The organism is Pantoea sp. UYEF8, assembly GCF_040546285.1.
Lineage (GTDB): Bacteria > Pseudomonadota > Gammaproteobacteria > Enterobacterales > Enterobacteriaceae > Pantoea > Pantoea brenneri.
Window position 1 is genome coordinate 116,705 of record NZ_JBEPNM010000014.1, and the last position, 14,405, is coordinate 131,109.

Here is a 14,405-nt window from a genome sequence, read left to right on the forward strand (position 1 = left end):
ACCACAGGGCGATTTAACCGACACGGAGAAAGTTGGCACAGAATTCGCTTTATCTCTTTTAAGCGCAAACGCCAGTCAGACGACGGTTGAAGAGCGTGCCGGAATAGCCAGGTCAGGGATGGCAGTAGTCAGAAACGCATTCCCGGCAACGACGTTCCCTCACCATGTAGACAATGACCATTTCCAGGAGAGTTGAGTATGTCCGCTGAACACGTTCTCTCGATGATGAACGAGCATGAAGTTAAGTTTGTTGACCTGCGTTTTACCGATACCAAAGGTAAAGAACAGCACGTTACTATCCCTGCTCACCAGGTTAACGCTGACTTCTTCGAAGAAGGCAAAATGTTCGATGGCTCCTCCATCGGTGGCTGGAAAGGCATTAACGAATCAGACATGGTGCTGATGCCTGACGCTACTACGGCGGTCATGGATCCTTTCTTTGAAGATTCTACGCTGATCATCCGTTGTGACATTCTCGAGCCAGGCACCATGCAGGGCTACGATCGTGACCCACGCTCAATTGCCAAGCGCGCTGAAGATTTCCTGCGTTCTTCCGGCATCGCTGACACCGTGCTGTTTGGGCCAGAGCCTGAATTCTTCCTGTTCGATGACATCCGTTTCGGTTCATCGACCTCTGGTTCACACGTTGCTATCGACGATATCGAAGCGGCCTGGAACACCGGCAAAGAGTACGAAGGCGGTAACAAAGGTCACCGTCCAGGTCTGAAAGGCGGCTACTTCCCGGTGCCACCGGTTGACTCATCACAGGACATCCGTTCTGCCATGTGTCTGACGATGGAGCAGATGGGTCTGGTGGTTGAAGCGCATCACCACGAAGTGGCGACTGCGGGTCAGAACGAAGTGGCAACCCGCTTCAATACCATGACCAAAAAAGCCGACGAAATTCAGATCTACAAATATGTCGTGCACAACGTGGCCCACGCCTACGGCAAAACGGCGACCTTTATGCCGAAGCCAATGTTTGGCGACAACGGTTCAGGTATGCACTGCCATATGTCACTGTCTAAAGGCGGCCAGAACCTGTTCTCCGGTGACAAATACGGCGGCCTGTCTGAAATGGCGCTGTTCTACATCGGCGGCATCATTAAGCACGCGAAAGCGATCAACGCGCTGGCGAACCCGACCACCAACTCCTACAAGCGTCTGGTCCCTGGTTACGAAGCCCCGGTTATGCTGGCGTACTCTGCCCGCAACCGTTCAGCCTCAATCCGTATCCCGGTTGTAGCCAGCCCGAAAGCACGTCGTATTGAAGCGCGCTTCCCGGACCCAGCGGCTAACCCATACCTGGCATTCACCGCGCTGCTGATGGCTGGCCTCGACGGCATCATCAACAAGATCCATCCTGGCGATGCGATGGATAAAAACCTGTATGACCTGCCACCGGAAGAAGAAGCTGAGATTCCAAAAGTTGCTGGCTCGCTGGAAGAAGCGCTGAACGCCCTGAACGAAGACCGCGAGTTCCTGACTCGTGGCGGCGTGTTCACCGACGAAACCATCGACGCTTACATCGAATTGCGTAAAGCAGAACTGGACCGCGTCCGCATGACGCCACATCCGGTAGAGTTCGAGCTTTACTACAGCGTTTAATTGGTCAGACGTTTTTGTTGCCGTGGAAACTTTCAGCCCATCTTCGGATGGGCTTTTTTCTCCGCGAATTCACCGTTCATTCGCCTTCATTTCGGCTTAAAGACTAAAATGCACTAACTTAGTGCAGAGGAACGCTGTATGGCAACTGGCTCTCTGCCCGATGCAGGGCAGATTCTCAACGCGTTAATCAACAGTATTTTGTTGGTGGATAACGACCTGGTTATCCACTATGCCAATCCGGCGGCGCAGCAATTACTGGCGCAAAGCTCACGTAAATTGTTCGGCACGCCGTTACCGGAACTGACCGGCTACTTTTCGCTGAATATTGAGGTGATGCGCGAGAGTCTTGAGGCTGGCCAGGGATTTACCGACAGTGAAGTCACGCTGGTAGTCGATGGACGCGCGCACATCATGTCGCTGACCGCCCAGCGTTTGCCCGATGGCTTACTTCTGCTGGAAATGGCGCCGATGGATAATCAGCGTCGTCTCAGTCAGGAACAGTTACAGCACGCTCAGCAGGTAGCCGCGCGCGATTTGGTGCGCGGCCTGGCGCATGAAATCAAAAATCCGCTGGGTGGATTACGCGGTGCCGCCCAGTTGTTATCACGCGCCCTGCCCGATCCGTCGCTGAACGAATATACCAAAGTGATTATTGAACAGGCGGACCGGTTGAGAAATCTGGTCGATCGCCTGTTAGGGCCGCAGCAGCCCGGCATGCACATCACCCAAAGCATTCATCAGGTGGCTGAGCGCGTAGTGAATCTGGTGTCGATGGAGCTGCCGGATAACGTCTCTCTGGTGCGTGATTACGATCCCAGCCTGCCGGAACTGCCACACGACCCCGATCAGATTGAACAGGTGTTACTCAACATCGTCCGTAATGCGCTGCAGGCGTTAGGTGACGAGGGCGGCACCATTATTATTCGCACCCGTACCGCGTTCCAGCTCACGCTGCACGGCACGCGTTACCGTCTGGTGGCGCGGATTGATATTGAAGATGATGGCCCCGGCATTCCCGCCCAGCTGCAGGATACGCTGTTTTATCCGATGGTCAGCGGCCGGGAAGGCGGAACCGGTTTAGGCCTCTCCATCGCCCGTAGCCTGATTGATCAACATTCAGGAAAAATAGAATTTAACAGTTGGCCGGGACACACCGAGTTTTCGGTTTACCTGCCCATTCGCCAGTGAGGTTTCTATGCAACGAGGGATAGTCTGGATCGTCGATGACGATAGCTCCATCCGCTGGGTGCTTGAACGCGCGCTCACTGGAGCCGGTTTAAGCTGTGCCACCTTTGACAGCGCAAAAGAGGTGCTGGATGCCCTCTCGACCAAAACCCCGGACGTTTTATTATCAGATATCCGCATGCCCGGTATGGATGGTCTGGCGCTGCTGAAGCAGATTAAACAGCGTCACCCGATGCTCCCGGTCATCATAATGACGGCCCACTCCGATCTGGATGCTGCGGTCAGCGCCTACCAGCAAGGGGCGTTTGATTACCTGCCTAAGCCGTTTGATATTGATGAGGCGGTTGCGCTGGTAGAGCGTGCCATCAGTCACTATCAGGAGCAGCAACAGCCGCGTAATCAGCCGGTCAGCGGACCGACCACCGATATCATTGGTGAGGCCACGGCAATGCAGGACGTGTTCCGCATTATTGGTCGCCTGTCGCGATCCTCCATTAGCGTGCTGATCAACGGCGAGTCCGGTACCGGTAAAGAGCTGGTGGCGCACGCGCTGCATCGCCACAGCCCACGGACCAAAGCACCGTTTATCGCGCTGAATATGGCCGCTATACCGAAAGACCTGATTGAATCAGAACTGTTCGGTCATGAAAAAGGGGCCTTTACCGGCGCTAACCAGATTCGCCAGGGCCGCTTTGAGCAGGCGGATGGCGGCACGCTGTTTTTAGATGAGATCGGCGACATGCCGCTTGATGTGCAGACCCGTCTGTTACGCGTGCTGGCCGACGGTCAGTTTTATCGCGTCGGCGGCTATGCGCCGGTCAAAGTCGACGTGCGTATCATCGCCGCAACCCACCAGAATCTGGAGCTGCGGGTGCAGGAAGGCAAGTTCCGTGAGGATCTGTTTCATCGCCTGAATGTGATCCGGGTGCATTTGCCGCCACTGCGTGAGCGCCGGGAAGATATTCCGCGGCTGGCGCGTTACTTCCTGCAGGTTGCCGCGCGTGAGCTAGGGGTGGAGGCGAAGATCCTGCATCCGGAAACCGAAGCCGCGCTCACCCGTCTGCACTGGTCAGGTAATGTGCGTCAGCTGGAGAATACCTGTCGCTGGCTGACCGTAATGGCGGCGGGTCAGGAAGTGTTGATTCAGGATCTGCCTGCCGAACTGTTTGAGTCCAGCACGCCGGAAAATCCGGTGCAGTCGCTGCCGGACAGCTGGGCAACCTTGCTGGCACAGTGGGCCGACCGCGCGCTGCGTTCCGGTCATCAGAATCTGCTGTCAGAAGCGCAACCAGAGATGGAGCGCACGCTGCTCACAACCGCCCTGCGCCATACTCAGGGTCATAAGCAGGAAGCTGCCCGGTTGCTGGGTTGGGGACGTAATACCCTGACGCGCAAACTGAAAGAACTGGGGATGGAATAAGCATCCTGATACGGGCTGAGGGATCTCAGCCCGTTTTCAGATCACCCGTGAAAACTGCTGCTGACGCGCTCTCTGACGCAGGTAGCGATCAAAACACATACAGATATTGCGGATCAGCAAGCGTCCCACCCCCGTCACCTGCAAGCCGGTCGCCGCTTGCACCACCAGCCCATCCGCCACTAACGGTTTCAGCAGCGCCAGGTCTTCGGCAAAGTAGTCGGCAAATCGGATACCCCACTGGGTTTCAACCGCCGCAAAGTCGAGCGAAAAGTTGCAGATCAGGATTTTAATCACCTCACGACGCAGACAGTCATCATCGGTTAACGCTACGCCACGCCACAGGCCGTTGCCCTGCTGCTCTACGCTGCTGTACCAGCTATTGAGCACTTTCTGGTTCTGGGCATAGCTGTCACCAATCATGCTAATGGCAGAGACGCCAAGCCCGAGTAAATCGCTGTCGCCCTGAGTAGTGTAGCCCTGGAAGTTACGGTGCAGCTCTCCTTCGCGCTGGGCAATGGCCAGTTCATCCTGCGGCTTCGCAAAATGATCCATGCCAATGAACTGGTAACCCTGCTGCGTCAGTGTGGCGATGGTCTGTTGCAGAATATCCAGTTTTTGCTGTGCCGACGGCAGTTCGTCATCTTTGATTTTACGTTGGGCAGCGAACAGCGCGGGCAGATGCGCGTAGTTGAATACGCTTAGCCGATCGGGATTCAGCGCCAGCACCCGCTCCAGGGTGAAGGCGAAGCTGTCCGGCGTCTGGAGCGGTAAACCGTAGATCAGATCGATGCTGGTTGAGCTGAAACCCTGCTCGCGCGCCCGAGCCATCAGTCCGAAGATGACCGCTTCATCCTGTACCCGATTGACCCGCTGCTGCACCGCTTTGTTAAAGTCCTGCACGCCCATGCTCAGGCGATTGAACCCCAGCGCGCGCAGATGATCGATAACATCCAGCTCAATTTCGCGTGGATCGACCTCGATCGACATTTCGGCATCGTCCGCCACCGTAAAATGCTGCTTCAGCACGGCCACCAGCCGGCTAATCTGCGCCTTATCGAGAAAGGTCGGTGTGCCGCCGCCCCAGTGCAGTTGCCGCACCTGACGCTGACGGAACAGCGGTGCCCGCTGAATAATTTCCTGCTCAAGCACATCCAGGTAGCGGTCCGCTTTATGACGCTGGCGCGTGACTATTTTATTGCAGCCACAGAAGTAGCAAAGACGATGACAGAAAGGAATATGGACGTAGAGCGACAGAGGACGTTCTGGATAGCGCGCTACCGCACGCAGGAAATCAGGCTCGGCATACTGCTCGCTGAACTCCAGCGCAGTGGGATAGGAGGTATAACGTGGCCCGGCGTAATTGTATTTCTCAATCAGCGCCTGGTCCCAATCAATCTGCAGCGATGGCATGCTCACTCCTTCCGGTGACGTCGTCTAAGAGAAGGTCGCGATGAAGAAGGGATGAAAGGTGAGCGGGACGAAACCCGACGTAAACGTTGCTTCAGACGCGACAGGCGACGTAGTTTAAACAATAACCACAGCAGATAACATGTCGTCAGCAGCGCGAAAATTGATCCAGGCCAAAACATTGTCGTTTACCTGAGAGGGGCGGCATGCGGAAACCGCATGCCGATCAAATTGGCTTAGTTACCTTTCAGCAGACGGTACATATCTTCTTCCGCCTGCTCGTCATCGCCGTCATCCATGGCGATGCCTAACTGCTCCATCAGTTCGTCGATGCGATCGAGTGCTGCGTCCAGCCAGCCCTGGTCTTCTGCCGACAGCGTTTCGCCATTTTCCAGCCGATCCAGCAGCGCATCCAGACGTTCGTCATTTTCCAGCTTCGCCAGCTCTTCTTCCGGTGTCAGGCGTGCTTTTTTCTCAGCCGCGGGTTTTGCCACGCTTTTCTTCACTTTAGCGGATGCAGTCTGGCCATCGGCAATCAGCGCGACCGGTTTTTTGCTACCGATACGCGGATCTTTAACATTGCTGCCCTGGCGGCCACCGTTGTTGTCCGACGCTGTCGGATTTGCACGGCTGCCTGACGCATGGCCGCGATGCTTTTTATCACGTTTACGATCGCGTGCTTCGTTATTAATATCTTCACGCGATTTGCGTTTGGCTTTGACGGCAGGTTTGCCGTGCGCAGCTCGTGCAGGTTGCTTCATAGTGTTCGGTCCCGGCTTTTTTATTCAGTATAGAATTGCGGCGAAATCTAGCAGAAAGTAGCCAAAGAAAAAAGGCGACAGCTCAAGCTGTCGCCTTATTTCATACCTTCATACGAAGGAATCATGTTTTAAGTCCTTTTCGGCTCGTAACATCCCGGTCAATCCCGCGCCTGCTCAACACCTGAGCTTTTCCTTATCCCTGTCCGGTCCGCAATCCCTGACCATTTCCACTCCATCGCTCTTTGCCTTCCTGACATCCCTGAACGCATCTTCCTGATGTGTGCTGCCGTGCACTGCACACTAATGTAGACCAACTGGTAAAACCCTCAAGTAAGCGGCAGGGTTAGTTGCTGGAAAAAAACACTACATATTCATAATTAACTGAATAGTAATGTTTTTTATTTTTAGTAATTAAAGTAAATAACGACATAACGGGCAACGTCTATGGCAAATCTCTTACAAAAAAGGCGACCGCCAAGCGGTTGAGCACTTTCGCGCCATAACGCGTATAATCGGCGCCATTGCCCTAATGCGTTTTCTGGAGTGTCACTTTGTCTGAACTGAATTATCACGTAACCCATTTTGTCCTGAGCGCGCCGGATATCCGCCATCTTCCCGCTGATACCGGGATCGAGGTCGCCTTTGCTGGCCGCTCCAACGCCGGCAAGTCCAGCGCACTGAACACCTTAACCAACCAGAAAAGCCTGGCGCGTACCAGTAAAACGCCGGGCCGCACCCAGTTGATTAACCTGTTTGAAGTCTCGGAAGGGAAACGGCTGGTCGACCTGCCGGGTTACGGCTATGCCGAAGTGCCAGAAGAGATGAAGCTGAAATGGCAACGTGCATTAGGTGAGTATCTGCAAAAACGACAGGCGCTGAAGGGTCTGGTGGTGTTGATGGACATCCGTCATCCGCTTAAGGATCTGGATCAGCAGATGATTCAGTGGGCAGTGGAAAGCAGCATCCCGGTACTGTTGCTGCTGACCAAGGCTGATAAGCTTGCCTCGGGCGCGCGTAAAGCGCAGCTGACGATGGTGCGTGAAGCGTCACTGGCCTTTATGGGTGATGTGCAGGTCGAACTGTTTTCGTCGCTGAAGAAGATTGGCGTGGATAAAGTACGGCAGAAGCTTGATGGCTGGTTCACCAACCTTGAGCCCGCACGCGACGATCAGGAAGCAGACGAGTAAACCGGACCGGTACATTCCGTCCGTTGAGGCTGTAAAAAGCCCAATAAAAAACGCCCCAGTCACAGAATGACTGGGGCGGCTAAATTCAGCCAAATCCGATTACGTGAAGTAAAAGGTCTGAAAGATAGAACATCTTACCTCTGTACCCTACGCCTCGAACTTTACCTGATTTTTTCTGAGCCACAAAGGCTTTTTTGTCGCTTACTTACATCAAACAGAACTTTTTTTACCATATACGTCACAAAAACGGCTTCGCGATGTAGTTTAATGACATAAAAAGTGCTTAGCCGATAAGTAGTTAGTGATCTCCTTCAGACTGTGGCGCCATTGCCAGTGGCTGAAGCGATTAAGTAAACGATTTACTTATGCCTCATGCCAGACCCGCAATGACGCCGCAACGCCAGCGCATTGATGCAGATTAGTGGGCTTCATCCCAGTTATCGCCCACCCCAACTTCCACCAGCAGCGGCACGTCGAGCTGCACACTGCCTTCCATCAATGCCTGAATTTTCTTGCTGGCGGCCTCAACGGCCTCAGCCTTGATCTCAAATACCAGTTCATCGTGAACCTGCATAATCATTCTGACGCCGCTCTCTTTTTCCTGCTCTAACCAGCCATCAACTGCAATCATCGCACGCTTGATAATGTCTGCCGCCGTTCCCTGCATTGGCGCATTGATCGCCGCACGCTCCGCGGCTTTACGTCGCATCGCGTTGCTGGATTTAATATCCGGCAGCCACAGCCGGCGCCCTTCGAGGGTTTCGACATAGCCTGTACTGGCGGCCAGCTGGCGGGTATTTTCCATGTAGCGCAGCACGCCTGGATAGCGTTCAAAGTAGAGATCCATATACTTTTTCGCTTCGCCGGCACCGATGTTCAACTGGCGAGACAAGCCAAATGCGCTCATGCCATATATCAGACCGAAGTTGATCGCTTTGGCGCTGCGGCGCTGTTCTCCACTGACCTTGTCCAGCGCGACGCCAAACACCTCAGCAGCGGTTGCCCGGTGGATATCTTCGCCCTGGGCAAACGCATCCAGCAATCCTTTATCCTGCGAGAGATGCGCCATGATGCGCAGTTCAATTTGTGAGTAGTCGGCCGCAACGATGCGATTCCCTTTGCCAGCAATAAAAGCCTGGCGGATGCGGCGTCCTTCGTCATTACGTACCGGAATGTTTTGCAGGTTAGGATCGGTCGAGGATAAGCGTCCGGTCGCGGTAACCGCCTGATGATAAGAGGTATGAACCCGCCCGCTGACCGGGTTGATCATCAGCGGTAATTTATCAGTGTAGGTGGACTTCAGTTTGGATAAGCCGCGATGTTCCAGAATCACTTTGGGCAACGGATAATCGAGCGCCAGCTCAGCTAAGACTTCTTCGCTGGTTGAAGGTGCGCCGCCCGGGGTCTTTTTGGTCGGTTTAATGCCCTGCTTTTCAAACAGGATAACCTGCAACTGTTTAGTCGAAGAGAGATTAAACGGCTCGCCCGCCAGTTCATGCGCCTTGAGCTCCAGTTCAGCCAGCCGGGACGTAAGCTCTTTCGAGTGCTGCGCCAGAATAGCCTGATCGATCAACACGCCATTACGCTCGATACGCGAGATCACGGTGAGCAGCGGCATCTCAATTTGCTCAAACACTTTTTTCGGGCCCGCTTCTTTCTCCAGCTCTGGCCACATCTTCAGATGCAGCTGTAAGGTGACGTCGGCATCTTCCGCAGCGTAGTGCCCCGCCTGTTCGAGGGCGATTTGATTAAACGTCAGCTGATTTTTGCCTTTGCCGGCAATCTCTTCAAACGTGACGGTTTTGTGGTTCAGCCAGCGTGCGGCCAGGCTATCCATATCGTGTTTGCCGACCACGCTGTTGAGAATGTAGGACTCCAGCATGGTATCGAACTTAATACCGGCCAGTTCAATGTCGTAGTTCTTCAATACGCCGCGATCGTATTTGAGATTCTGACCAACCTTCCAGGCGCTGGCATCTTCCAGCAGTGGCTTAAGCTGTGCCAGCACGGCAGCGCGGTCGAGTTGTTCAGGCGCATCCAGATAGTCATGTGCCACTGGCAGATAGGCTGCCTCACCCGGTGCTACCGCAAAACCGATGCCCACGATATTGGCGCTCAGGGTATCCAGCGAATCGGTTTCCAGATCAAAGGCGAACACCTCGCTGCGCTTTAGTTTCTCCAGCCAGCTTTCAAAGGTCGCCTGATCGAGGATAGTGACGTAGCCATCAGCCGATAAAATGCTGCTGGTCTCCACCACTGCCACCGGCTCATCAGGCAGCCCTTTTTGCGCCTGAGGATTGCTCTTTTTACCCTGCAGCCATTTCCCGTCCTGCAGATCGTTCAGCCAGCGTTTGAACTCATAACGGCTGAACAGCGTCTGTAACGCCGCCACGTCCGGTTCGGTCACCGTCAGTTCTTCGCAAGGCAGCGGCAGCTCAACGTCGGTTTTGATGGTCGCCAGCTGGTAAGAGAGAAACGCCACGTCACGGTTCTGTTCAAGTTTTGCCGCCATGGTTTTGGCACCACGGAACGAGAGTTCGGCCACTTTATCCAGGTTGTCATAGATCGAACGCATGCCGCCCAGTCCCTGCAGCAGCGCCTGCGCGGTCTTCTCGCCCACGCCAGGAACGCCAGGGATGTTATCTGAGCTATCACCCATCATGGCGAGGAAATCGATAATCAAAGCAGGCGGCACGCCATACTTCTGCTCGACCTCTTCCGGTCCGAGGATAGTGTTGGTCATGGTGTTAATCAGCGTGATACCCGGCGTCACCAGCTGCGCCATATCTTTATCACCAGTGCTGATCAGCACTGCCCGGCCTTTTTTCTCGGCCTCAAGCGCCAGGGTACCGATAACATCATCAGCCTCAACGCCGCTGACGGCCAGCAGCGGTAATCCCATTGCGCGCACCATCTCGTGCAGCGGTTCGATTTGCGCTCGCAGATCGTCCGGCATCGGTGGCCGATGCGATTTGTAGTGCTCAAACAGCTCGTCGCGAAAAGTTTTGCCTTTAGCATCAAACACCACAGCAACATGACTTGGGCTATATTGCGTCAGCAGGCTTTTTAGCATATTAAGCACGCCATACATGGCGCCTGTGGGTTCACCTGCACTATTGGTCAGCGGCGGGAACGCGTGGTACGCGCGATAAAGATAGGATGAGCCATCAACCAGAATCAGGGGATTTTCTGCGATTTGCGCCATAAGTCTGTCTATTCTTCGTTGCCATGGATTGGTCTATAAGGATGCCACAGCTTGGCAAGAATGGTGAAATAAGGCGAGCAGCGTCTGGCGTTTTTAACGCTTTTGAGTGAAGGATCGCAACGATCGTTCTGTGGATAACTTTGTGCGTAAAAATTATAACGCGCTGTTTTTTAGGTGTTTAGATAAAACCCGCCCGATTTAAATCATTAAATTTCAATCATTTATCTTATTTCCGTGACCCGATCGCCATTTTTAATTACGTGATCCCTTGTGTGGATATTAAATTTATGCCCAGGAGATGGATAAAAATGCTGTCGCCGATCGCAGGGCAAAAAAAACGCCAGCAGCGCTGGCGTTTAACGGTCAGGCAGCAGGTTACTTCTGGCTGACCAGGAATTTCACGACGTTCGCGTAATCGGCAACGAAATTATCCATAGAGCTGGTATCGAGACCGCCGTTATTGACCATATATTTGCCATTAACGAAAATCGCCGGTACGCCACGCAGATCAACATCAGCGGCTGCTTTCTGCTGCTGAGCAACCAGCGCTTTTACTGCAAAGCTGTTCCAGGCAGCATCATAATCCGCCGCAGAAATGCCAGCCGCGGTGATAAAGGTCTGTTTCAGGCTGGCAGGATCGGTGATGGTCTGCGTTTTCTGGATACCATCAAAGATCGGCGCGGTGACTTTATCTTCCACACCTAACGCCATTGCAACAGCCCAGGCCTGAGTCACCACCGGTCCCAAATCGCCGCCGAGGAAATCAACGTGGTATTTCACCATCTTAGTCTCAGCAGGCAGATTCTTTTTCACCGCATCATTGACGTGATAAATACGTTCGAACTGATAGCAGTGCGGGCAGAAGAAGGAGAAAAACTCCATCACCTGAGGTTCGCCTGCAACGGGCTTCTGCAGACTGACGTACTGTTTCCCCTCGGTGAATTGTGCAGCAGACGCGCTGAACGCCAGCACTAAACCGATCAGTGCAAACCAAATCTTTTTCATCGTGAAAAACTCTCCTGACTACTTCATTAAAATTGCGGGGTCAGCTGCAAAGGAGGTTCCTGCAACAGCTTCTCCTGCTCGGTAAAAAGCGAAATCTGCCGGCGCCAGAAATCTTCATCTGTCATCCAGGGGAAGGCGCGCGGAAAAGCGGGATCCTGCCAGCGTCGGACTACCCAGGCCAGATAATAAACCATGCGCATCGCGCGTAAAGGCTCAATCAGTGACAATTCATTAATATCAAAGTCACTGAATTCACCGTACGCCTCCAGCAGGATATCCCACTGAATACGCTGTTCCTGCCGATCCCCGCTGATCAGCATCCACAGATCCTGCACTGCCGGACCGTTACGGGCATCGTCCAGGTCGACAAACAGTGGCCCGTCACGCCACAGGATATTACCGGGATGACAGTCACCGTGTAATCGTAGCGGCTGCCACGTACTATGCCAGCGCTGCTGTAACGTGTGCCCCAGCTTGTCGACCGACTGAAGCAGCGCATCTTTCAGTGAAGCAGGTACTAATGCACACTGTTCCAGCACCGCACGAGGCTGATGGAGATATTCATCCAGGCCGATAGTCGGCCGCTGGCTGAACAGCGCTTTACGGCCGGTCTGATGAATCCGACCCAGAAAGCGACCTACCCACTCCATCTGATCTTCATTATCAGTTTCATACTGCCGCCCGCCAAGGCTGGGGAACACTGCAAAAAAGAAGCCGGCGTGACTCTGCAAGGTGTTGCCCTGTAAAATCAGCGGTGCCGCGATCGGTACTTCGTCAGCCAGCAGATCAAGCGCATACTGATGCTCTTCGAGAATCTGCTCTGCACGCCAGCGCTGTGGGCGATAGAATTTAGCCACGTAACGGCGTTTCTCATCATCACTAAATTGATAAACACGGTTTTCATAGCTGTTCAGCGCTGTCAGTCCTGATTCGACGCGTATGCCTGTTTCCCACAGCGCATCCAGCAGCACGTCGGGATTCAACGTCTGAAAGTTAAACGCAGCGTCGCTCATCATTTTACCTGTCGTGGCCGGTGTATTTAGCCACCAAGGATAACACTACTCGTCATCTTTAATGACACCCCGTGCGCGTAGCAACGCTGTTTTGAAATCAACTTCGTGATCTTTTTTCAGCCCCGGTATCTCATCATGGCTGCCTGCGTCGCGCATTTTGAGATGGTAAATCAATACGTCATCGGTTAATTCACTTAATGGGCCACGGAATCCAGCTTCCTGTGCCAGTTTCTGTAAGAATGCGATGAGGTTAAGATCGGGTTCTTTTTGCCAGGCGGGTTGTAACAGTTCCATCAATTCGTTCAGACGATGGCATTTCATATCACTTACTCCCGTTTTCAGTATGTCATTAGCGAGGATAATGCCATGACAATGTTAACCGGCGTGATTCTGGCCGGGGGTCAGGGCCGCCGTATGGGTGGTCAGGACAAAGGATTGGTACCACTGAATGGCAAGCCACTGTATCAGCATGTCCTTGAACGGCTAAGGCCACAAGTCGACATTGTGGTGATTAACGCGAATCGCAATATTGATCGTTATCAGTTAAGCGGATGTCGGGTCGTGCAGGACGTGTTTGCAGATTACCCGGGCCCGCTGGCGGGGATCTATAGCGCATTACGCGCTATTGAGGGGGACTGGGCGGTGTTCAGTTCCTGCGATACACCTGCTATCCCGCTTAACTTTGTTGAGCAGCTGGTGCAACAACGCGGCGACGCCCCAGCAGTGTGGGTACGCTCACAGGAGCGCGATCATCCTACGCTGGCGCTGATCCACCGCGATGTTGCTGCGCCACTGCAGGCCTATCTCCAGGCCGGTGAACGCCGCCTGATGCAGTTTTTACGCCATCAGGGCGGACATGCGGTGCTGTTACCGGATGACGAATCCGCCTTTCACAACATCAATACCCCGGATGATCTGGATAAGAGATTTTAATATGTCGCTACCTTTACTGGCTATCACCGGCTGGAGTGGAACCGGAAAAACAACGCTCCTACAGCAACTTATACCGATCCTTAGCCATCAGGGCATACGTAGCGGTTTGATCAAGCATACGCATCATCAGATGGAGGTGGATACACCTGGCAAGGACAGCTATCTCCTCAGGAAAGCCGGGGCGAATCAGGTTATCGTGGCCAGTTCACAGCGCTGGGCATTAATGTGTGAAACACCTGATGAAGGGCACATTGATCTGCCTTACCTGGTGAGCCGGATGGAACATTCTCTACTGGATCTGGTACTGGTAGAAGGATTCAAAAATGAGGCAGTGCCAAAAATTGTGTTGTGGCGCGCCGGTATCAAAGGTGGCGTAGACGAGTTGCTGGATGAACAGGTGATCGCCGTCGCCAGCGATCAGGCTCTTGCATTGTCGGTACCGGTACTGGATTTAAACCAGCCAGTAGTGATTGCGGCGTTCATTGCTGACTGGCTAAAAGCCCGCTGATGCACGTTTTTGACAGGATTTTAGGATCTGCAGACGTAAAAAAGCCCCGCACTTTCGTGCGGGGCTTTTTCACTGGTATGATGCCTGGCAGTTCCCTACTCTCGCATGGGGAGACCCCACACTACCATCGGCGCTACGGCGTTTCACTTCTGAGTTCGGCATGGGGTCAGGTG

13 protein-coding genes and 1 rRNA gene are annotated in these 14,405 nt (G+C 53.7%); 6 read left to right on the plus strand and 8 right to left on the minus strand.

The genetic code is table 11. From position 1 onward, the window contains the following. The first annotated feature begins 198 nt into the window (after positions 1-198). The 3 genes from glnA (at position 199) to glnG (ending at position 4,213) form a co-directional block, all read left to right on the plus strand. On the plus strand, positions 199-1,608 hold the full coding sequence (glnA, locus tag ABIB18_RS20750) for a glutamate--ammonia ligase (RefSeq protein WP_031377263.1): 1,410 nt from the start codon (positions 199-201) through the stop codon (positions 1,606-1,608). Between the two features lie 138 nt (positions 1,609-1,746). Beyond that, complete coding sequence (glnL, locus tag ABIB18_RS20755; RefSeq protein ID WP_354475527.1) at positions 1,747-2,796, plus strand: nitrogen regulation protein NR(II); 1,050 nt, start codon at positions 1,747-1,749, stop codon at positions 2,794-2,796. A 7-nt stretch (positions 2,797-2,803) separates the two neighbouring features. Then, positions 2,804-4,213, plus strand: a complete 1,410-nt coding sequence (gene glnG, locus ABIB18_RS20760; RefSeq protein WP_354475529.1) for a nitrogen regulation protein NR(I) — start codon at positions 2,804-2,806, stop codon at positions 4,211-4,213. Between the two features lie 36 nt (positions 4,214-4,249). On the opposite strand, the gene hemN is transcribed toward glnG, so the two are convergent. Beyond that, positions 4,250-5,623, minus strand: coding sequence for an oxygen-independent coproporphyrinogen III oxidase (gene hemN / locus ABIB18_RS20765; protein WP_354475531.1), 1,374 nt, complete (start codon positions 5,621-5,623; stop codon positions 4,250-4,252). Positions 5,624-5,856: 233 nt separating this feature from the next. Further along, the gene (yihI, locus tag ABIB18_RS20770; protein ID WP_031377266.1) at positions 5,857-6,381 is read right to left on the minus strand and encodes a Der GTPase-activating protein YihI; all 525 of its coding nucleotides are present in this window, start codon (positions 6,379-6,381) and stop codon (positions 5,857-5,859) included. A gap of 551 nt (positions 6,382-6,932) precedes the next feature. Between yihI and yihA the strand changes: the two genes are divergently transcribed. Continuing rightward, on the plus strand, positions 6,933-7,568 hold the full coding sequence (gene yihA, locus ABIB18_RS20775) for a ribosome biogenesis GTP-binding protein YihA/YsxC (protein ID WP_031377267.1): 636 nt from the start codon (positions 6,933-6,935) through the stop codon (positions 7,566-7,568). A gap of 85 nt (positions 7,569-7,653) precedes the next feature. Here yihA and spfP read toward each other — a convergent pair whose 3' ends face one another. The 5 genes from spfP to ABIB18_RS20795 all read right to left on the minus strand — a co-directional run bounded on the left by spfP (position 7,654) and on the right by ABIB18_RS20795 (position 13,112). Further along, positions 7,654-7,701, minus strand: coding sequence for a small protein SpfP (spfP, locus tag ABIB18_RS23810; protein ID WP_071892919.1), 48 nt, complete (start codon positions 7,699-7,701; stop codon positions 7,654-7,656). 285 nt (positions 7,702-7,986) lie between these two features. Then, a complete protein-coding gene (gene polA / locus ABIB18_RS20780) occupies positions 7,987-10,773 on the minus strand; it encodes a DNA polymerase I (protein WP_159223081.1) in 2,787 nt (928 codons plus the stop codon). A gap of 375 nt (positions 10,774-11,148) precedes the next feature. Beyond that, positions 11,149-11,778, minus strand: a complete 630-nt coding sequence (gene dsbA / locus ABIB18_RS20785) for a thiol:disulfide interchange protein DsbA (RefSeq protein WP_031377269.1) — start codon at positions 11,776-11,778, stop codon at positions 11,149-11,151. Positions 11,779-11,804: 26 nt separating this feature from the next. Continuing rightward, entirely contained in the window at positions 11,805-12,791 is a 987-nt protein-coding gene (locus ABIB18_RS20790) for a serine/threonine protein kinase (protein ID WP_354475537.1), read from the minus strand. A 45-nt stretch (positions 12,792-12,836) separates the two neighbouring features. Then, complete coding sequence (locus ABIB18_RS20795; RefSeq protein ID WP_031377271.1) at positions 12,837-13,112, minus strand: YihD family protein; 276 nt, start codon at positions 13,110-13,112, stop codon at positions 12,837-12,839. 45 nt (positions 13,113-13,157) lie between these two features. On the opposite strand from ABIB18_RS20795, the gene mobA reads away from it, so the two are divergent. Both mobA and mobB read left to right on the plus strand, forming a co-directional pair. Beyond that, a complete protein-coding gene (mobA, locus tag ABIB18_RS20800; protein WP_031377272.1) occupies positions 13,158-13,724 on the plus strand; it encodes a molybdenum cofactor guanylyltransferase MobA in 567 nt (188 codons plus the stop codon). 1 nt (position 13,725) lies between these two features. Further along, positions 13,726-14,232, plus strand: a complete 507-nt coding sequence (mobB, locus tag ABIB18_RS20805) for a molybdopterin-guanine dinucleotide biosynthesis protein MobB (RefSeq protein ID WP_031377273.1) — start codon at positions 13,726-13,728, stop codon at positions 14,230-14,232. An 82-nt stretch (positions 14,233-14,314) separates the two neighbouring features. Here the strand turns inward: mobB and rrf are convergent. Next, positions 14,315-14,405: ribosomal RNA gene (rrf, locus tag ABIB18_RS20810) — 5S ribosomal RNA — on the minus strand; the annotation flags it as partial.

Coding starts and splice junctions, on each gene's coding strand:
- glnA (WP_031377263.1), top strand. CDS start 199: ATGTCCGCTGAACACGTTCTCTCGATGATGAACGAGCATGAAGTTAAG.
- glnL (WP_354475527.1), top strand. CDS start 1,747: ATGGCAACTGGCTCTCTGCCCGATGCAGGGCAGATTCTCAACGCGTTA.
- glnG (WP_354475529.1), top strand. CDS start 2,804: ATGCAACGAGGGATAGTCTGGATCGTCGATGACGATAGCTCCATCCGC.
- hemN (WP_354475531.1), bottom strand. CDS start 5,623: ATGCCATCGCTGCAGATTGATTGGGACCAGGCGCTGATTGAGAAATAC.
- yihI (WP_031377266.1), bottom strand. CDS start 6,381: ATGAAGCAACCTGCACGAGCTGCGCACGGCAAACCTGCCGTCAAAGCC.
- polA (WP_159223081.1), bottom strand. CDS start 10,773: ATGGCGCAAATCGCAGAAAATCCCCTGATTCTGGTTGATGGCTCATCC.
- dsbA (WP_031377269.1), bottom strand. CDS start 11,778: ATGAAAAAGATTTGGTTTGCACTGATCGGTTTAGTGCTGGCGTTCAGC.
- ABIB18_RS20790 (WP_354475537.1), bottom strand. CDS start 12,791: ATGAGCGACGCTGCGTTTAACTTTCAGACGTTGAATCCCGACGTGCTG.
- ABIB18_RS20795 (WP_031377271.1), bottom strand. CDS start 13,112: ATGAAATGCCATCGTCTGAACGAATTGATGGAACTGTTACAACCCGCC.
- mobA (WP_031377272.1), top strand. CDS start 13,158: ATGACAATGTTAACCGGCGTGATTCTGGCCGGGGGTCAGGGCCGCCGT.
- mobB (WP_031377273.1), top strand. CDS start 13,726: ATGTCGCTACCTTTACTGGCTATCACCGGCTGGAGTGGAACCGGAAAA.